A 19,579-nucleotide genomic window follows, 5' to 3' on the forward strand; every position below is an offset into this window, starting at 1 on the left:
GTAAAACAATATTTTAAAAAAATTGAAAGCAGGTTACTACATGACAAATTCTGTAAGTTCGAACCGACCTGAGAAGTACAACATTGCAGCTTTCTTCTCAGGTGTTGGGGGAATTGAGTTGGGATTTGAACAGACCAACGAGTTCAGAGTGGTGTATGCCAATGAGTTTGATAAGTATGCGCGTCAGACTTATCAGTTAAACCATCCAGATACCTATTTGGATGGTCGTGATATTCACGATGTTCAGCCAGAGGATATTCCAGCTGAGCGCGTGGATGTGATTATGGGAGGTTTCCCTTGTCAGGCCTTTAGTATTGCGGGTTATCGTAAGGGCTTTGACGATGATCGTGGCGATCTTTTCTTCGAATTGCTTCGCATGATTGAGGGGTGTAAACCTCGCGCCATTTTCATCGAAAACGTCAAAAACATGGTCGGTCATGACCACGGCAATACCTTCAAGGTTATTCGTGAAGCCTTAACCGAGAACAACTACTTCATCAAGTGGAAGGTTCTCAATGGGAAAGACTATGGGAATATCCCGCAAAACCGTGAGCGGATCTACATTGTCGGCTTTGATACCAAAGAAGCTTATGACTTGTTTGAATTTCCAGAGGAAATCAAGTTAACTACGAGTCTTCAAGATGTGATTAACTTTGGTGATAAGCTTGATGAAGTCTACTATTACCGTGAAGGCAAGCAGAATTTCTATGACCAGTTGAAGTTTGAGGTAACCAGTCAAGATACGGTTTACCAGTGGCGCCGTCAATATGTCCGTGAAAATAAAAACGGTGTTGTCCCTACCCTGACAGCAAATATGGGAACAGGTGGGCATAACGTTCCATTGATTTTGACGGATAGTGGTGAGATTCGTAAATTGACACCAAAAGAAACCTTTAACGTTCAAGGCTATCCTAAATCCTTTAAAATCCCAGAAGGGGTTTCCAATGGTCAGCTCTACAAACAAGCTGGAAATAGCGTAGTTGTTCCTGTGATTAAACGTATCGCGGAAAATGTTGCCAAGGCTTTAAATGAAAGTCAAGGGCAGTCTCAGCTGCATCGTTCGGGAAAAATTGCAATTATCTACATTAAGATGAATGGTCAGTTCGAAGGTGAGTCGTATGTTAAAGATTTTGTACGGAATGAAGCTGAGGCATACGAAAAAATCTATACTGAATACAGAGATAATCTTGAGGTTATTTCTTCTAAACAGTATAGATCATTGATTCGTAATAAAAAAAGTAAAGAGTTTTATATGCTGTCCATAAATAGATAATAAATATTTGTGTTTTGTTGTTTCGGATGAAGAGCGTATTACATTGTCCGAAAATCGTGGCAATTTGATAAATTAGAGTATTTTGATAATTTTTCTGAAATATACAAATGGGAACTAGTGCTTAAGCTAGTCTTGTTACAAATATAATATAGGTAGGTGAGACATAATTTATGTGGGAACATCTAAAGTCTGAACAAAAAGAAAAATACAAAACCTTAATTACCAATTTCGCTAGTTTAAGCCAAGCTTTCTCTCAAAAGGCAGAATCCGAAGACGAGGTACAAACAGAGAATTATGTGGCTCCGATCGTTAACTCCAAATTTCAGGAGACAGTTTTCCAGAAGGCTTTTAATGCCGTTGGGGAAGATATTGCCAATACTTCCTATGATGCTTCTGTCGTTGTGGATGAAAATCATAAATACCTAGTGGGTATCAAGTCTTTTGGAATTAATTCGGGAGACCAAAAAATTGCCCAGTTCAAGAAAGATTCTCAATCTTGGACGGACTTGTTGGGTGATATCAAGTTTCATGCAGATATTGCTGCTGATAAAGAAACAGCAGACAAGAAAAACTATCAACGCTATGAAGAGTTGGCGCGAAAGATTGCGACTTTGAGGAATCAGAGAATCGAATCTTCTAAGGCTCAAATCAAGGGTTTCAGCTCTGACTCGGTCAATGTGGAAGCTGTTTATCACGTTCTAATGCCAACACCAAAGGGAGAAAATCCTAAGATTTTTGTCGGTGAAACGACTTATTTACCAGTCGATATTGATAATCTAGTCATTGAAGGCTCAACTACCAAAAACAATCCAACTAATTTCCGATTTACAGATGGACAACACCACTACAAGTATACAGCAGCTGACAGCCAGCTTCACATGACTTTTAACAATAAAGATATTGTGGTAGATACTTGGGATGTCCATTACATCGAAGATCCTTTTTCTCTTTTTGAAAATCTTCATTTGCTAACAGCTGAAAAGGGACAATCCGATATCTTAGAAACGGTGTCTTGGGTAATCACAGACAAACATGGAAATGTAGAAGAAAACTCTGGTTTCAATGCCTTTAATGGTGGTTCAAAATTAGCCAAAAAAGACCGTCTGCCACGAATTTTAAAGATCCAGGATAAATTTAAGAACAGTATGGCTCCTGAAGAACTAGCTTTTGTGACCTTCTCTCTGGAAGAAATCCTCTTGAAGAAATGGATCAGCAAGGAAGAAAAAGCTCAGATGAAGGCGATTCGTGAGGACTTGATTAACTTTGTCCACGAGACTGGCAATGAAAAACTCATCAAAGAAATTGAACAACTTGTGTACCGTCCAGTTAGTGAAGTATACATTCCCCTGCCTGAATCCAAAAACTTCCATGATGCAAGACCTGACTTCTTTGGTCCTAGATTTGGGACCTTTGAACCCGGCACTAAAAAACTAGCTCTATCCAAAGAAGAAAGAACCTTTAAACTACGCTTCTTACCTTCTGGTGATGTTATCAACGCCTATATCAACCAAGAAGCTGGTAAGGCGATTCAGTCAACTGATAAGCAAGAAATTCTTGGAAATTGGATTTTGCGTGGTGTTTTCCAATTGAAGGAACGAGAAGTATTGACAGGACAACGACTCAATGAGCTGGAAATCAACGGTATTCGATTGACTAAGTTTAAAAACGGGGAAATCGGAATTGAATTCATCTGGATCGATACCGAAAATCCACCTAGTGATGCCAGTGGCTGGGTAGCAAAATAGACCTGAACAACACAAAAAATCTCTTAGATTCATTTCTAAGAGATTTTTTCTTACTTCTCTCCCTCACAACCAGCCTTCTTCTTCGGCAGTTTTGGCTGCTTCGGTTCGGTTGCTTGCGCCTAGTTTAGAGAGGATATTGGTCATGTAATTACGGACAGTGCCGTTTGAGAGGTAGAGCTTATCCGCAATTTCTTGGTTGGAGAGACCTTGAGCTACTCCATGTAGAACAGCGACTTCCTGCTCGGTCAAGGGATTGGGATGGGTCATCATGACTTCCATCAGCTCTGGAGAATACTCCTTACGTCCCTCTAATACCGTATGCAGGGTTTGCATGAGCTCAGAGATGCTTCGCTCTTTCAAGACATAGGCGTCGACTCCTGCTTTGACCGCTCGTTCAAAATAACCTGGGCGTTTAAAGGTCGTAACGATAACCACCTTGGTTTCAGGCACTTCTTGTTTGATCCACTCAAGTGCTTCTAGTCCCGTCTTTACTGGCATTTCGACGTCAAGGATGGCAATATCTACTGCTTCTTTCCCCAAAACTTCGATAGCTTCAGCTCCATTTTTCGCCTGCAAGACGGTCTCCACATCTGGTTGAAAGCTTAAGAGCTGGCACATGGCATCTCTAAGCATACTTTGATCTTCTGCGACTAATACTTTCATCTACTTTCTCTCCTTATAAGGCAGATGCACACGCACCTCTGTGGGATCTTTCAAACTGACCAGCTCTACTTGACCTGAGAAGGCTGCTGCACGGTCACGGACTGTATGAAGTTCATTTCCTTTTACAGTTGCAAAACCTTTCCCATCATCTCTAACTGTCAGGACCAATTCCTGATCTGTACGTTCCAGTTTTAGATAGGCTTTTTCAGCTCTGGCATGCTTGATGATATTGGTCGCTAGTTCTAACAAAACCATAGCAGCCGTCGACTCTACATCCTGGGTCAAACTAGCCTTGTCCAAGTGATTGTCAACTTGAACCTCAATGCCAGCAATTTCCAGCATCTTCTTAACAGTCTCAAGCTCTGATGCTAGGGTCCGTGATTTCAGATTTTCCACAATGGTTCGCACTTCATTCATGGAATCCTTGCTGATCTGGTGGATTTCTTTTAATTCCTTCTCCACCTGTGGATAAGCCTCCATCTGAAATAACTGCAAGGCTAAATCTGTCTTGACACTGAGCATAGCAAAAGTATGTCCCAGACTATCATGCAAATCCTGACCGATACGACTACGTTCATTTTCAGCAAGCAATAGATTTATCTGGGCATTTTGCTTGGCTTGCGCTTCTTTCAAATCCTCCACAATACGAACCCGAACTAAACCAAAAGTCATCAAATCGACAAAAGCAAGAATTACAAGTAGATAGAATAGAAATTCAACTTCGATTCTCTGAATAATCAACAGTTGCCCTACAACAAAGACTTGAGTAAGGAGAAAAGTCCAGACATGTAAAGACTTTAAACTACGTACACCAAAATGATAAATTAAGAGATTGGAAAGGAAAAAGAAGAACCAGATATAATTCGCAGCAACAAAGGCAGTATACCCAGCTACATAGATTAGCATGATGCCCCAGAAAAGCCAAGAAAGGCGCTGGTTCTTAGTTATTAAAACACCCAAATACGCCATTACAAATAGAATATCAATCAATAAATGCCAGACAGGAAGCTCCCCAGTCACTACAGGAATGATGGAAAAAACCATAAAAATCAAACTGGCCCAATACATATAGTCTATACTTTTCAGTCTTCCAAGCATTAAGAATTCTCCTTATGACCTTGAAGGTAAATGGTCAAACCAAACAAAACTGCTGAAAAAACAAGTAAATAAACTGTGGCTGATAAATTGATGCCACCCTCGTTTAAGAAGGTCTTGAGCAACTCCATCAACTGATAAGTTGGTAGGCACTTTCCGATTGCTTGCATCCAGTCTGGAAATAAAGAGATGGGCATCCAGAGCCCACCTAAAACAGCCAAGCCTAGATAGAGAAGATTGCCCACGACAGACATCAGCTGACTAGAAGGCAAGAGTGTCAAGGTCAAGCCAAGCGCTACAAAAGCTACACTTCCTACTATCAGCAAGAACGCAGCCCCAATCCAGCTTCCTAGAGGCATATCCACACCTCTGACCAAGTGCCCAACTGAGAAAACAACCAGAATTGAGACCAAATAATCAACCATCATACTTGTTATCTTTGATAGATAATATTCTACCATATTTACAGGGCTATGACGTATTATTTTCTGCCAGTTGTTGATCTTGTCGGTATGTAAAACAACTGGGAATGAAAAGATAGCTGTCGACATCATGGAAAAAGCCGTCATGGAGATGAGGTAGTCGCGCATAAAATTAGCTGGTCCACCTGGTGTTTCCTGGTACATGCCTGAGAAGAATAAATAGAAGGCTGTCGGCATCCCTACGGATAATAGATAATAGACTAATTGTCGTTTGGTCAATAGAAATTCTATCTTGTTTAGTGCGATCCATCGTTTCATCTTAGTCATCTCCCTTTTGTGTTTCTTCAAAGATTGTATCTAGCAAGCTACGGTTATTGACTTCAATTTCTTGAATCCTACATCCTGCTTGCACTAACAGTTCCCAGAAAGCATCCGCTTCGCGTGTGACTACTTGCAGGGCATCTTGTTTTTGTGACCAGTTTTCAACCAGGTTAGACTGCTCAATGACTTCCTTGTAAGCCAGAGGTAGGATGAAGTGCTTTTCAATCTCCTCACTGCGCATGGCTAGAGGTGTCGTATCACGAATCAACTCTCCCTTATTCAAGACCAAGATCCGGTCCGCTGTATGCTCTACCTCTTCGATATAATGGGACGAATAGAGAATAGTTACTCCCTGCGCTTTTAGATCCTGAACAATTTCCCAAAAGCGTTGACGGGTTGAAGTATCCATGGCAGCAGTTGGTTCATCTAAAAAGACAAGCTTTGGTCGGCCAATCAAGGTCAAGACAAAAGAGAAGAGACGCTTTTGCCCACCTGACAATTTTTCTGCCAATTGTTCTTTTTGTTGCTGGTCAAACTGCAATAGTTGATCGATTTCCTGGTTGCTCAAGGGATTTGGGTAAATGCTTTGAAAGAAAGCAATCAACTCTTTGACCTTTAATTTCTGAACGATGACATTTTCTTGAGGGAGGTAGGATCTAATATAGTCTAACTGAGAGCTCGTCACTGGCAAGCCTTGGATGGATACTTGACAGCTGGTGACCAGTTTATCTCCAAGCAAACAGTCCAAGAGTGTTGTCTTTCCAGCACCATTTGGCCCAATCAAGGCGACGCATTCACCTTCCGCTACCTCAAAGGAAATATCCTTCAAAATAGCTTTACCCTTGATGGTTTTATTTAGTCTTTCTACCTTAATCATGTTCATGATATTCTCCTTTCAGCCACTCCTTTCCCATCGGAAAGGCGATAAAAATCATAAATCCTAGACCCCAGGCACCGCGAATGGCTTGGTGAAGGAAGGCTTGATCAAACCAACCTGTAAACATTTCTACCAACCATACCACTAGTGACAGTCCAATAAAAAGATAGAGAATCGCTTTTTTCATTTTTCAAACTCCTTTTTCACATCTGAGACCAATTTCAAACCTTCTCGAATCAACCAAGACATGATTCCAAAGCTTGCAAACAATTCCCAAGGAAAATGATAGAAGCCTTCATCCATCCCAGAAAACATGAGATAAGTCATGACTCCTGCTGCTACTAAACTCATTGCGACAATTACTTTATGTTTCATTTTTTTCTTCCTCCATTTGATACATCTAGTATAATTCTTTGAAGGTAGAATCACTAGAAGCTTCTGTCATGAGGAGATATGACAAATGTCATTAAAAATGATGGAACAAAAATTACTAGATTGGATTGATTTTCTAGCCCCAATCACCTACTGGGTCCAAAACTCATTGCAAACCAAAAAGATCGGGAATCTTTTCCCGACCTCTTTCGTTTTCTATTTCATTCTTATTCCACACTGAAAAGATATGGATACACTGGTTGTTGACCTTGGTGAATTTCTACTTCGACATCTTCGAATTCTTCTGCGATTTCTTGAGCAATTTCATTTGCCAATTCTTCGCTTCCGTCTTCTCCAACATAGAAGGTTACGATTTCACTGTCTTCATCCAACATGTGTTTCAAGGTTTCAGTCAAGGTTTGGTGCATATCAGGGTTTGATACGAGGATCTTACCATCTACCATACCCAGATTGTCATTTTCATGAATTTCTAGACCATCGATAGTCGTGTCACGAACGGCTGTTGTTACACTACCGCTGACCACATCAGCAAGAGCTGCAGTCATACGTTCTTTGTTTTCTTCGATAGACTTGCTTGGATCGAAGGCAAGAAGACTAGTCAATCCTTGAGGAAGGGTACGAGCTTCTACCACTACTGCTGGTTGTTCCAATACCTCTGCTGCAGATTGAGCTGCCATAAAGATATTTTTGTTGTTTGGCAAGAAGATGATGTTGCGAGCATTCACTTGCTCTACAGCCTTGATAAAGTCTTCTGTCGAAGGGTTCATGGTTTGTCCACCCTCGATGACATAGTCCACACCTTGAGCACGGAAGATGTCTGCCAATCCTTGTCCAGCTACTACTGCGATAAGAGCATATTCTTTTTCTTCAGCTGGTTTGCTGACTTGAGCTGCTTCTTTTTCCACTTGTGCTTCGTGTTGGTTACGCATGTTATCGACTTTAACCTTAACCAAGCTACCATATTTAAGACCTTCTTGCATAACAAGACCTGGATCTTCTGTATGGACGTGAACTTTAACGATTTCATCGTCGTTAACAACGAGTAATGAATCCCCAAGTTCGTTCAAGTAGTTACGGAATTCTTCGTAGTCAAACTCTTTAGCATAAGTTGGGCCTTGTTTAAGAGCAACCATGATCTCCGTACAGTAACCAAAGGTGATGTCTTCTGTTGCCACATGTCCAGCTACAGACTTGTGGTGTTCAGCATTGATCATTTCACTCATATTCGCTGGAGTCGCTACAAAGTCTTCAGACGCACTATATTCACCAGTAAGAGCTGAAAGGAATCCTTCATAGATGAAGACCAAACCTTGACCACCTGAGTCCACAACACCAACTTCCTTCAAGACTGGAAGCATGTCTGGAGTCTTAGCAAGGGCTGTTTTAGCTCCTTCCAAGGCTGCACGCATAACCTCAATAGCATCGTCTGTCTGCTCGGCTTTTTTCTTAGCACCGATGGCAGCACCACGTGATACAGTCAAGATTGTTCCTTCAACTGGCTTCATAACAGCCTTGTAGGCTACTTCAACACCAGATTGGAAGGCAAGAGCTAGGTCTTTTCCTGTTAACTCTTCTTTGGTTTTGATGGCTTGTGAAAATCCGCGGAAAAGCTGAGAAGTGATAACTCCAGAGTTCCCACGCGCACCCATCAACAGACCTTTAGCCAAGATACTTGCAGCCTCACCAACTGTTGAAGCTGGTTTGTCTGCTACTTCCTTAGCACCATTTTCGATAGTCATTCCCATGTTTGTTCCTGTATCTCCATCTGGAACTGGGAAGACGTTCAATGAGTTGACATATTCGGCTTGCTTGTTCAAACGAGTAGATGCAGCCTGTACCATTTCTTGAAATAAGCTTGTAGTAATATTTGACACGATTATTCTCCTACAACTTTGATATTTTGAATGTAGACATTCACAGTTTGAGCAGTGATGCCAAGTTGGTTTTCCAAACTAAAGCGTACACGCTCTTGGATGTTTTTTGAGACTTCACTAATCTTAGTTCCGTAGCTCAACACGGTATATACATCAACTGCAATGCTACCATCTTCGGCCGCTTTTACAACGACACCTTTAGAATAATTTTCCTTCCCAAGGAGGGCTTGGAAATTATCTTTGAGGGCTTTCTTACTTGCCATACCGACCACACCAAAAATCTCAGTTGCTGCACCGCCTACAACGGTAGCAATCACTTCATCTGTTAGTTCGATTTGACCATCTTTTGTATTAATTTTTACAGTCATTTTTTCTACCTCAACTAGTTGATACTCTATTTTATCATATTTCAAGCCAAGTGTAAAAGCAGAATACTGTATCGGCGGATATTTGCTCCTTTGACGAGACTTTTTGAGTTTAGAGCAAAAGAAAAAGACCTGATGGCCTTTTACTCTTTATTAAACGCGTTCTACTTTACCTGATTTCAAAGCACGAGCTGAAGCCCAAACTTTTTTAGGTTTACCATCGATAAGTACAGTAACTTTTTGAAGGTTTGGTTTTACGGCACGTTTTGTTTGGTTCATCGCGTGTGAACGGTTGTTTCCTGATACAGTCTTACGACCTGTAAAGTAACATACTTTAGCCATTTGTGTTTTCCTCCTATTAGATCTAATATAGCGGATGTGCTAGCACCACATACTGTACTATGTTATCACACTTTCTCTTTTTTGGCAAGGGGATTGGAAGATTTTTTTATTTAACGTAAACAACTCCTAGTTTCCCAAAAGCTACATCTCCACGGATAATCAAAGTTTTGCTGGTTGGGGCTACAGGGGCATCTGCCTTGGCTGCTCCACAAAAAGTCTCTACCTTTAGATCTACTCTCCAGTGTTGAGGCACGTAGATAACTGCATTCCCAAAACCGACTTCGATATTCAGAGTAGCAAAATCACCTAACATCTCTGCATTGTCATAATAAATCTTGGCATTCCCAAAACCTACCTCAAACTCATCTTCTACCAATGCTTGGTCTTGCTTGTAAAATGTACCCGCCCCAAAAGCGACTTCCTTGTCTGTCAGAATGGTCTTTTCACCGTCATACCACCATTTTTTCCCATTCCAAGTTCTGTTAGAATGAGTGAGTGCGCTGACACCCATTACGATTAAAATACTTGCCCAGAACAATGACTGATTGGGAATCGGTAAAATGTCATAAAAATGATTAGCAATCATGAGGGCTACTAGAGCTGTAAAAGAGGCTGAAGTGAAATGACGACGAAGCAATGCTTCAACTGATTGATAGGCAAAAAATCCAATACCGATCAAGGGCCAAATGTGCCCTCCCAGAGAAGGGATTCCAAAATTCCCCTGCAATAACACTAAAGCTGCCAATACTAGCAACACAATACCAAATGCTTTCTTTTTCATGTTCTTACCTCATGTTTCTTAGATTTTCTTTTAGGAGGGATTGGTAGTGTCGTGACACGTGAACCTCCTTGTGGGTTTGATAAAAGGAAATAGTGCCTGTCCCTGAGAAGGACTTGTCCACCGAGTAGACCTGACGGATATTGGCAATGGTCGACTTAGAAACCCGACTGAAATAACGGGGCAGGATAGACTCCAACTCATAAAGCTTGAGCCGAACCTCGTAGGCCTCTTTCTGGGTATGGGCGTAAATCTTGCTACCTTCCGTCTCAAAGAAGAGGATTTCTGCCAAGTCTAAGTAATACTCACCCGTCCCCTTGTAAAAGATCAACCTAGGAGCCTTGGTTTCTTGCAAGAGTCGTTGCAAGTCAGCTATTTCATCTGTCAGGGCTGCAGCCTTGATGACAATCTCTGTCTCAGTTAATTCACTATCAATCTCGATTCGTAACTTCATCCTATCTCCTTTCTGCATCTACTATACCAAAGCCTAAAAGACTTTACAAGGGCAAAAAAGCAAGTGGTCGCTTTTAACCCGTAAGTGGTTACGAGGCCAAGCCCACTTGCTTTGCTTCTTACAAAATAAAGAAAAGAATTCCCAAGAGGAGGCCACAGGCATAGCCAACCAGAACATCCTTGGGGTAATGAACACCACCCAAGACTCGCACAAGACCGAGAAAAGCTGATAAGACCAACAAAACCAACCCCACAGGTAGATTTGCATGCAGGCAAGCCATGGAAATGATGGTTGCCGAAAAGACATGGCGACTGGGCATTGAATTCCCAGAGCTGTCTTTATCTAGTAGCGGGACAATTTCCCAAGTCTCATAAGGACGCGGTTGATTGATCCACTTACGAACTAGCGTCAATAGGACAAAGCCTAAAGCTGGCACCAAAATATAAGCAGAAAGGTCTTTCTCGATTCCTTTACCTACAAAGTTTGTTCCCAACAGTATCAAGTATGCCAAGGGCATCAGGACTGTCATCATGCGATTAAAGACTCGCATCAATTGCAATAGTTGTGGATGTCGAAGAAGACTTGATTTCCTCTTATCGTACCACTCTTGATAGTTTTTCATTTCTATTTCTCATACTTTTCTAGGACCTGCTGGGCTGTTTTCCCCTTGGCAAGCCAGTCTACTAATTTGTCCAGACGACGGATTTCCTGCATCAGAGGATCCTCAATTTCCTCAATACGAACCCCACAAATCTTTCCTGTAATCGCTATCCGTTCAGGAGCATAAGACGGCGCCTGTCGAAAAAAATCTCCATAAGTAAGGTCTTTATTCAGACAAGTGAGGATGTCACTCACTTCATAACCTGTCAGCCAACTGGTCACTTGGTGAACGGATTCTGCCCTTCCACCCTTTCGCTCAACCTTTGCGATCAAGGCTTGATAGACCGCAGAAAATTTCATATTGTATAATTTCTGACTCATACTCTCCTCTTTCTATTATACCAGTATAAAGAAGAAAAAGAAGGCCGTCAAGCTTTCTTTTGAATTACTATTCTTCTACTTGGTCTTCTGTAAATTGACTATTGTAGAGGTCTGCATAGAAACCACCTTGAGCCATGAGTTCCTCATGATTGCCTTGCTCGATGATATTTCCATCTTTCATGACCAGAATCAAGTCAGCATTGCGGATCGTTGACAAGCGATGGGCAATAACAAAGGATGTGCGTCCCTCCATCAAACGGTCCATAGCCTTTTGAATCAACTCCTCCGTACGAGTATCGACTGAGGATGTTGCTTCGTCCAGAATCAAGAGCGGAGCATCTTTGAGCAGAGCACGAGCAATGGTCAAGAGTTGTTTCTGCCCGACTGACAAGGTCACTGTATCATCTAAGACTGTATCGTATCCATCAGGTAAGGTTGTGATAAAGTGGTGAATTCCTACTGCTTTGGCAGCTTCAATGACACCTTCATCACTGATACCTGTTTGATTGTAGATAAGATTGTCACGAATGGTTCCTTCAAAGAGCCAGGTATCCTGCAAGACCATTGAAAAGGCATCGTGTACTTCTGAACGCGTCATAGCCTTGGTATCCACACCGTCGATGCGAATACTTCCCTTATCAATCTCATAGAATTTCATCAAGAGGTTAACAATGGTCGTCTTCCCAGCACCAGTTGGTCCAACAATGGCAACCTTTTGACCTGCATGAGCTGTCGCAGAAAAGTCATGAATGATCGTTCGCTCCGGTGTGTAGCCAAATGAAACTCTGTCAAAGACCACTTCACCCTTCATGTTGGTCAATTGTCTTTCCTTATGAGATTCATCTTCCATTTCTTCTTCACCAAGAAATTCGAAGACACGAGTCATGGCTGCACTAGCTTGTTGTAAGCTGGTAATTCCTTGGGCAATCTGTGATAAGGGTTGCGAGAAGGTTCGAACATAAACCATGAAGGCTACGATAATCCCGATACTGATATGACCTTCAAGAGCCAAGGCAGCACCGACGATAATGACCAAAACATAACTAAAATTTCCAACAAAGAACATAGCAGGCATCATGATATCAGAAATAAACTGAGATTTCCATATACTATCATGTAAATCTTGGTTTAGACTAGCAAATGTTTCTTTTGTTGGCTCCACAGCATTATAGCTGGTCACCACATTGTGGCCAGAGTACATTTCTTCCACATAGCCATTTACAGCTGCTAGGTTATTTTGTTGAGCTTTAAAGTAGCCCTGCGACTTGGCCATAATTACGGAAACCGCCGTAAATCCAACAAGGGTTGAAACAACGGTTACCAGTGCCAAAATCCAGTTCATACCAAACATGGTAATCAAAACTGCAATCAGCAAGAAGCTAGCTGAGATAACTGTCCCTAGACTTTGATTGAGTGACTGAGCCGCCGTATCGACGTCATTGGTTACACGAGAAAGAGTGTCCCCTTGAGAATGACGGTCAAAATAAGCAAGTGGCAAGCGATTGATTTTCTCAGCAATAGCTGTCCGCAAACGTTTTGAGAAATGTTGGATACTAGTTGAAAAAATGTAGGCTTGCGTATAGTTCAGGATAATCCCAAGCACATAGAGGATAACCAAAAAGCTAGCAATACTTGAGACAGCCTCTAGGTCAATCTCTGTCATTAACCCATCTGAAATCAAATTGGTAATTTCTTTGATTTTAGTTGGTCCATAAACCGTGATAATACTTGAACATATAGCCGCCACAACTGCGATTAGTAGGGGAAGTTGGAGACCTGCTAGAAAAGGTCTACACTGTTTCCATAAGGACATTTTCTTATTTTCCATGTTCCAATTCCTCCTTCGATAGTTGTGAATAGGCAATTTCTTGGTAAACTTCATTGCTTGCAAGAAGTTCCTTGTGGGTGCCTTGTCCCACGACTTTACCTTGATCCAATACTAAGATAAGGTCTGCATCCATAATGGTTGAAATGCGTTGAGCAACGATTAACTTGGTCATGGATTGTGTTTTTTCAGCTAATACTTGACGCAAGATACGATCTGTCTTGTAGTCCAAGGCTGAGAATGAATCATCAAAAATGAGAATCTCTGGTTTACGAGCCAAGGCGCGTGCAATGGCCAGACGTTGTCTCTGTCCACCTGAGAAATTGGTCCCGCCTTGAGCTACTTCTGAGTCAAGACCGGCTTCCTTATCCTCTATAAAGTTTTTAGATTGAGCCAATTCCAAAGCTTGCCACATGGCCGTCTCACTTAGTGGTGTTTCTTGACTCTTACCAAAGTCGAGATTGCCCTTAACATCTCCAGAAAAGAGCACAGCTTTTTGTGGGATATAGCCAACTTTATTACGCAAATCTTCTAAGTCATAATTCTGAACATTGACGCCGTCTACTAGAATTTCTCCCTCTGATACATCATAAAAACGGGGCAAGAGGTTCACAAGAGTAGATTTACCAGAACCGGTTGAGCCGATAAAGGCAATGGTTTGCCCTGCTTCTGCCTTGAAGCTGACATGTTCCACAACTGCTTCTGAGTTTTTAGAGTAACGGAAGGTTACGTCGCGGTATTCCACTTGACCTTTTACAGAAGAGTTTGCTGTCTGTGGGTGACTAGGATTTTCAATAGAGGAATGAAGGTCCAAGACTTGATTGATACGACCTGCAGAAACCAAGGTACGAGGCAAGACGATAAAGAGAGCACCCATGAGTAAGAAGCCCATTACCACTTGCATAGCATAGGACATGAAGACCACCATATCGCTAAAGAAGGGTAGACGCTCTGTCAAGCTAGCGTCGTTGATAAGATAAGCACCAATCCAGTAAATAGCCAAGATCAAACCACTGGAAATTGCCTGCATAATTGGGTTCATAATGGCCATTAAGCGACTGACAAAGAGATTGAGTCGTGTGACTTCATCATTGGCTTCTTCGAATTTCTTATCTTGATATTCCTCAGCATTGTATGCACGAACAACCCGAATCCCTGTCAAACTTTCACGAGTGATGCTATTGAGTTTATCTGTCAATTTTTGAATGACAGATTGTTTAGGAAAGGCCAAAGTCATCAAGACAGTTGTCATCAGAACATTGACAATGACTGCCACCACTACTGCCCAAATCCAGTATTCAGACTTGCCAAGTATTTTACCAATGGCCCAAATAGCCATGATAGGACCACGAGTGACCACTTGGAGTCCCATGGTAAAGAGCATCTGAATCTGCGTGATATCATTGGTTGTCCGAGTCAATAGACTGGGAATTGAAAAACGTTTAATTTCTGTCTGGGAGTAATCCAAAACACGATTAAAAATATCGCTTCGTAGATGAGCCGTATAGGATGCTGCAACTCGAGCGGCAAAAAATCCAACTGTTACAGATGATAGGAAGGCTAAGAATGACAAACCCATCATCTTAGTTGCCGGCGACCAAAGGTCTCCCAACTCCGTACCTGGCGTTCCGAGTAATTCTGTTATTTTTGAAACGTAAGTCGGTACTTCTAACTCTAGATAGACCGAGCAACAGGTAAAGAGAACAGTTATTAGAATCATGCTCCACTCTTTTCCTGTGATACGCTTAGCGAGTTTCTTCATTCTTACCTCCTATTTTTTCTACATTTGCTTGTAGTTGGCCCATAACTTCTTCAAAAATAGCGAGATTCTCTTCGGAAATGCCATCAAGCAAACTACGGTTCATTCGATCAAAGAATGATTTGATTTGTTTCATCTGAGAGCGTGATTTTTCGGTCAAATGAACAAATTTCGCTCGTTTATCATTTGGACTCACCTCCAACTCTACCAAACCATTTTGCACCATACGCTTGACCAAATTACTAGCAACTGACTTGGTAATATTGAGCTCTTGTTCAATATCCTTGATGAATGTTAATTCTTGTTCATGCTCACGACGATCTAAAAAACGAATGACCTGCCCTTGCGGACCACCCATAAATTCAATACCACAACGCTTGGCTTCCTTTTGTACCATCAGATGTAACTGGTGACCAAAACGTTTAAAGACCAACATCGGTTTATCCATGCTATCTCCCTTCTAAATAAAAATAGTTCTCTTGAGAATAATTAAGTTTCCATGAGAACTATTTTATCATTTTCAGAAAAGATGTCAAGAAAAAAGTTTCTATGAGAACTATCTCGGTATAAATTGACATCAGCTCTTATTTTATCTATAATAAACACTATCTCACACGAACACAAATCCAGTTTACTAGAAATGAGTCATTCACAAATGAAGCAAAAAGAACAGAAAATCTTAGGAATCCTTGCCATCATCTTTGGAACCCTGGCACTTCTTGGTTCTTGGATACCTATTGTAAACATCCTATCATTTTTCCTTGCCATCGCCTCTTTGATTTTAGGAATTTTTGGCATTGTCCTCAATCTTAGAAACCGTAAAACATTGGCCATTATTGGAACAACCTTAGGTGTTATTTCCATTGTCATTGTTTTGATAACTCAAGTTCTATCTACTAATATCTTTACTGATCTTGCCAGAACCTTTAGTCACCCCTATAGAAACATCACTTTTTCAACTAATACTGAGGAGTATGATGAACTTCCTGATAGTAGTACAACTGAGGAAGATGACGAAGAGGATACCGAATTCTTCACTTGGAGTCAGGAACAGTTCGATGCCTTGGTAGAAGGGGACACTTCTGATAGCGGGAAGGGAGGCAGCAACTACAAAGATATTATCAGGAAACACGGAATCCCAGATTCAGAAACAGATTCAATTATGGGAGACTATGAAATAAAAAGAATCACCTATCTCTCCATCAGTTCAGATCCTAAGACAGTTGTGCTCACCTTCGTAAAACAAGAAAATGGCCAGTTTCTTCTGATCCGTAAATTCGCCATCGGACTAGATCGCAAAGAACAATCTGATTCTGGAGTGAAAATTTAATATAACTAAAAAGGTGCTGGGAATAGCAATCGGTAGACCAAGTCTCGATTTCTAAATCCCAGCACCACGATATTTCCACAATCCATTGGATTATAGACGATTATAGATAACTAATAACGTTTTGGGCAAAAGAGATTTTTGTCTCTTTCTTACCCCTTTTGTCATAACAAGATAAACAAACCCCTTGAAAATATTGAATGTTCAAAGGGGTTATTTTTATTCTTAGAATCCGTCTACGTTTGTGTAGATTTTTTGTACGTCTTCGTCGTCTTCAAGGACTCCGTAGAGTTTTTCAAATGTTTCCAAATCTTCACCTGACAACTCAACTTCTGATTGAGGAATCATTTCCAATTCAGTTACTTGGAATTCTTCAATACCAGACTCACGCAAAGCAACGATAGCCTTGTGAAGGTCAGTTGGTGCAGTGTAGACAGTGATTGTTCCTTCTTCTGCTTCTACATCATCTACATCAACATCTGCTTCAAGCAAGAGTTCAAAAATAGCATCAGCATCGTCACCTGCAAATACGATAACACCCTTGTTGTCAAAGAGATAAGATACAGAACCTGAAGCTCCCATATTTCCGCCGTTTTTACCAAAGGCAGCACGCACGTTGGCAGCTGTACGGTTAACGTTTGAAGTCAAAGTATCAACGATCAACATAGAACCATTTGGTCCGAAACCTTCGTAACGACCTTCTGTAAAGGTTTCGTCTGTGTTTCCTTTTGCTTTATCGATAGCCTTATCAATAACGTGTTTTGGCACTTGCGCTTGTTTGGCACGATCGACAACGAATTTCAAAGCAGTGTTTAATTCTGGATCTGGTTCACCTTTTTTAGCTGCTACATAGATTTCTACACCAAATTTTGCATATACTTTAGAGTTAGCTCCATCTTTAGCTGTTTTCTTAGCTACGATATTGGCCCATTTACGTCCCATTAGGAATCTCCTTTTTTCACATTTTAATCTTTCTTATTATAACACAAGTCTACCTGATTTTCACTAGAGGAAATGGATTTTTCTTTTGTAAATCAAGCTAGGATTTCCCACCAGCAACCAAGATTTTCTTGCCTTCTTTGATCCATGGATGTTTGGAAAGTGAGAAATAAAGTTGAGCAGTCATAACTAGCCAGAGAAGGGGCTCACATAGAATCACACCTGTATAGCCTGTCCAAGGAATAATCCAAGCTACAAACACGATTTTCCCAAATAACTCGATAAAGCTAGATACGAGAGGTAGGAACTTTTGACCTAGCCCTTGTAAACTATTTCTATAGATCAATAAAAGACTCAAAAATGGATAGAATACAGAACTGATGCGTAGGTATAAAGTCCCATTTTCAATCAAGTAGCCGTCTGTCGAACTTGCCAGGAAAGAAACCAGAGTAGGACTTGCAAAAAATAGGAAAATACAGGCAAAGCTCGCCCAAGCCATACTGATATAACTCCCTAGTCGAAGACCGTGAACAATACGTTCTGGACGTTTTGCCCCAAAGTTTTGAGAGATAAATGTGGTCATAGAGGCTGAAATAGCCGTCATTGGCAATAAGGCAAAGGCCATGATTCGGCGTGCTGCCGTCTGAGCGCTGATAATGACTGCTCCAAAACTATTGACAGAGGATTGCAAAATAACACTTCCGACAGAGACGATTGAACCCATCAAGCCCATGGCTAGCCCCTGCTCCAAAAGATCAATATAGAGAGCCTTATTCCATCTGAAATCTTTCCACCTAGGAAGGAGCTCTGGAACACTCTTTCGGATATAGAGATAACAAAGGATAGCTGACAAGCCCTGGGAGATAATGGTTGCAAGACCAGCAGATTGAACACCTAACTGCAGTTGTGTAATAAAATATAAATCTAGAATGACATTAACAATGGCTGAAAAGATAAGAAAAGCAAGTGCTGCAAGGCTGTCACCAATCGAGCGTAGTAATCCTGCAAAGAGATTATAAGCAAAGCTAACTCCCACACAGCTGACAATCATGGAGATGTATTCATAAGACTGGGGGAGAATCTCTGTAGGAGTTTCCAGATATTGGAGAAGTGGATAGAGGCCGACAAATCCTATCGCCATAACAATCACACTTAAAAGGGCTCCTAAGATCCAAGTGGCTGCGACAGCTTCTTTAATCTTCGAAAAGTTACGGGCTCCATAATAGCGGGCAATCACCACTCCCATTCCATTGCCAACTCCGAGAGCAAAACCGATAATCAAGTCAAAGATAGCCGTTGTTGCCCCAACAGCCGCCAAGGAGTCTGGCCCTAGAAAACGTCCAACAATCAAAATATCAGCCGTATTATAAAGTTGCTGAAAGATATTGGATAGTAGAATCGGTAATGCAAAACTAATTAGCGCGGGAAGGATGGGGCCATGAATCAGGTCCACCGTTGATTTTTTATTCATAAGGCTATTATATCAGCTTTCCAGTAGGGGAACAAGAGAGTTTGGATAAGAAAGCGTTGCCTATATACAGACAATCTGGTATAATCATGACAGAAAAGGAGGTTAGGTATGACCTTAACCAGCCAGTTAATTACAGATGTATTCCCAGATCTTGAAAAAGTTGACCAATTAAACAAGGAAGCTTTTCCTGAAGAAGAAAGAGTACCTTTGGAAGAATTTTTACGTTACCAAGATAGGGATGACGCTCACTTTTTCGCTTTTTATAACGAGGAAGAATTTGTTGGCTTCGCTTTTGCTATTGCCAATCAAAAAGCATTCTACATCAGCTTTTTTGCCATTATGCCCCATCTCCGCAGTCATGGCTACGGGAGAGAAATTATTGAAAAACTCATTGATTTTTACCAGCGTACCATGATTCTTGAAGTTGAACGTTTGGATGAGGAATGCGATAACCTCGAACAGCGAAAAGCTCGCATGGACTTTTACTTACAAAATGGCTTTAAAACTGCCAACGCCTTCTTGGAATACGAGGGAATGAGTTTCGAAATTCTCTATCGTGGCGACCACTTTGATGAAGAAGCCTACCGTGATATCTTCCAAAAATTACAAGAAGAAAATTATTTTGACTTCCACATCGAGTACCGTCGCTTTAGTGAACACTAGTCTGGATGGCAA

The 19,579-nt window shown here is 41.3% G+C and carries 22 protein-coding genes; 4 read left to right on the top strand and 18 right to left on the bottom strand.

From position 1 onward, the window contains the following. The first annotated feature begins 40 nt into the window (after positions 1–40). Positions 41–1,273: a DNA cytosine methyltransferase gene (locus tag ACESOD_RS06505; RefSeq protein ID WP_373094574.1), complete on the top strand. Its 1,233-nt coding sequence runs from the start codon at positions 41–43 to the stop codon at positions 1,271–1,273. Between the two features lie 170 nt (positions 1,274–1,443). Further along, positions 1,444–3,018, top strand: coding sequence for a hypothetical protein (locus ACESOD_RS06510; protein WP_373094575.1), 1,575 nt, complete (start codon positions 1,444–1,446; stop codon positions 3,016–3,018). Positions 3,019–3,081: 63 nt separating this feature from the next. Here ACESOD_RS06510 and ACESOD_RS06515 read toward each other — a convergent pair whose 3' ends face one another. The 16 genes from ACESOD_RS06515 to ACESOD_RS06590 form a co-directional block, all read right to left on the bottom strand. After that, positions 3,082–3,681: a response regulator transcription factor gene (locus ACESOD_RS06515; RefSeq protein ID WP_373094576.1), complete on the bottom strand. Its 600-nt coding sequence runs from the start codon at positions 3,679–3,681 to the stop codon at positions 3,082–3,084. Then, entirely contained in the window at positions 3,682–4,779 is a 1,098-nt protein-coding gene (locus ACESOD_RS06520) for a sensor histidine kinase (protein ID WP_373094577.1), read from the bottom strand. Further along, on the bottom strand, positions 4,779–5,516 hold the full coding sequence (locus ACESOD_RS06525) for an ABC transporter permease (RefSeq protein ID WP_373094578.1): 738 nt from the start codon (positions 5,514–5,516) through the stop codon (positions 4,779–4,781). The genes ACESOD_RS06520 and ACESOD_RS06525 overlap by 1 nt, the downstream gene beginning before the upstream one ends. Position 5,517: 1 nt before the next feature. Then, entirely contained in the window at positions 5,518–6,402 is an 885-nt protein-coding gene (locus ACESOD_RS06530; RefSeq protein ID WP_301392129.1) for an ABC transporter ATP-binding protein, read from the bottom strand. Continuing rightward, positions 6,389–6,583 carry a hypothetical protein gene (locus tag ACESOD_RS06535; RefSeq protein WP_006154913.1) on the bottom strand — a complete coding sequence of 65 codons (195 nt, stop codon included), beginning with the start codon at positions 6,581–6,583 and terminating at the stop codon, positions 6,389–6,391. Before ACESOD_RS06535 ends, ACESOD_RS06530 begins: the two co-directional genes overlap by 14 nt. Then, complete coding sequence (locus ACESOD_RS06540) at positions 6,580–6,771, bottom strand: hypothetical protein (protein ID WP_301392128.1); 192 nt, start codon at positions 6,769–6,771, stop codon at positions 6,580–6,582. Before ACESOD_RS06540 ends, ACESOD_RS06535 begins: the two co-directional genes overlap by 4 nt. 224 nt (positions 6,772–6,995) lie before the next feature. Then, a complete protein-coding gene (locus ACESOD_RS06545) occupies positions 6,996–8,663 on the bottom strand; it encodes a DAK2 domain-containing protein (protein ID WP_373094579.1) in 1,668 nt (555 codons plus the stop codon). Positions 8,664–8,665: 2 nt separating this feature from the next. Beyond that, entirely contained in the window at positions 8,666–9,031 is a 366-nt protein-coding gene (locus ACESOD_RS06550; RefSeq protein WP_000216431.1) for an Asp23/Gls24 family envelope stress response protein, read from the bottom strand. 150 nt (positions 9,032–9,181) lie between these two features. Continuing rightward, positions 9,182–9,370, bottom strand: coding sequence for a 50S ribosomal protein L28 (rpmB, locus tag ACESOD_RS06555; protein ID WP_001140948.1), 189 nt, complete (start codon positions 9,368–9,370; stop codon positions 9,182–9,184). Between the two features lie 106 nt (positions 9,371–9,476). Further along, entirely contained in the window at positions 9,477–10,151 is a 675-nt protein-coding gene (locus ACESOD_RS06560; protein WP_373094580.1) for a LiaF transmembrane domain-containing protein, read from the bottom strand. 4 nt (positions 10,152–10,155) lie between these two features. Then, on the bottom strand, positions 10,156–10,602 hold the full coding sequence (locus ACESOD_RS06565) for a LytTR family DNA-binding domain-containing protein (protein ID WP_004250544.1): 447 nt from the start codon (positions 10,600–10,602) through the stop codon (positions 10,156–10,158). Positions 10,603–10,720: 118 nt separating this feature from the next. Continuing rightward, a complete protein-coding gene (locus ACESOD_RS06570; protein ID WP_373094581.1) occupies positions 10,721–11,224 on the bottom strand; it encodes a phosphatase PAP2 family protein in 504 nt (167 codons plus the stop codon). A gap of 2 nt (positions 11,225–11,226) precedes the next feature. Beyond that, positions 11,227–11,583: a DUF2200 domain-containing protein gene (locus ACESOD_RS06575; protein WP_000078814.1), complete on the bottom strand. Its 357-nt coding sequence runs from the start codon at positions 11,581–11,583 to the stop codon at positions 11,227–11,229. A gap of 67 nt (positions 11,584–11,650) precedes the next feature. Next, a complete protein-coding gene (locus ACESOD_RS06580; RefSeq protein WP_373094582.1) occupies positions 11,651–13,411 on the bottom strand; it encodes an ABC transporter ATP-binding protein in 1,761 nt (586 codons plus the stop codon). Beyond that, entirely contained in the window at positions 13,401–15,170 is a 1,770-nt protein-coding gene (locus tag ACESOD_RS06585) for an ABC transporter ATP-binding protein (RefSeq protein ID WP_373094583.1), read from the bottom strand. Before ACESOD_RS06585 ends, ACESOD_RS06580 begins: the two co-directional genes overlap by 11 nt. Next, a complete protein-coding gene (locus ACESOD_RS06590) occupies positions 15,154–15,615 on the bottom strand; it encodes a MarR family winged helix-turn-helix transcriptional regulator (RefSeq protein WP_316108107.1) in 462 nt (153 codons plus the stop codon). Before ACESOD_RS06590 ends, ACESOD_RS06585 begins: the two co-directional genes overlap by 17 nt. A gap of 207 nt (positions 15,616–15,822) precedes the next feature. Here ACESOD_RS06590 and ACESOD_RS06595 point away from each other — a divergent pair, with 207 nt between their 5' ends. Beyond that, a complete protein-coding gene (locus ACESOD_RS06595) occupies positions 15,823–16,497 on the top strand; it encodes a CD20-like domain-containing protein (protein WP_373094584.1) in 675 nt (224 codons plus the stop codon). Positions 16,498–16,719: 222 nt separating this feature from the next. Here the strand turns inward: ACESOD_RS06595 and ACESOD_RS06600 are convergent, their stop codons facing one another. Together ACESOD_RS06600 and ACESOD_RS06605 are read right to left on the bottom strand one after the other, a co-directional pair. Beyond that, positions 16,720–17,436 (bottom strand): YebC/PmpR family DNA-binding transcriptional regulator, encoded by a 717-nt coding sequence (locus ACESOD_RS06600; protein ID WP_301392122.1) that lies wholly within the window; start codon positions 17,434–17,436, stop codon positions 16,720–16,722. A gap of 97 nt (positions 17,437–17,533) precedes the next feature. Beyond that, positions 17,534–18,904 carry an MATE family efflux transporter gene (locus tag ACESOD_RS06605; RefSeq protein ID WP_316108109.1) on the bottom strand — a complete coding sequence of 457 codons (1,371 nt, stop codon included), beginning with the start codon at positions 18,902–18,904 and terminating at the stop codon, positions 17,534–17,536. Positions 18,905–19,012: 108 nt separating this feature from the next. On the opposite strand from ACESOD_RS06605, the gene ACESOD_RS06610 reads away from it, so the two are divergent. After that, a complete protein-coding gene (locus ACESOD_RS06610; RefSeq protein ID WP_373094585.1) occupies positions 19,013–19,567 on the top strand; it encodes a GNAT family N-acetyltransferase in 555 nt (184 codons plus the stop codon). Positions 19,568–19,579: the final 12 nt, after the last annotated feature.

This window comes from Streptococcus oralis (assembly GCF_964238205.1).
Taxonomy (GTDB): Bacteria; Bacillota; Bacilli; order Lactobacillales; family Streptococcaceae; genus Streptococcus; species Streptococcus oralis_CZ.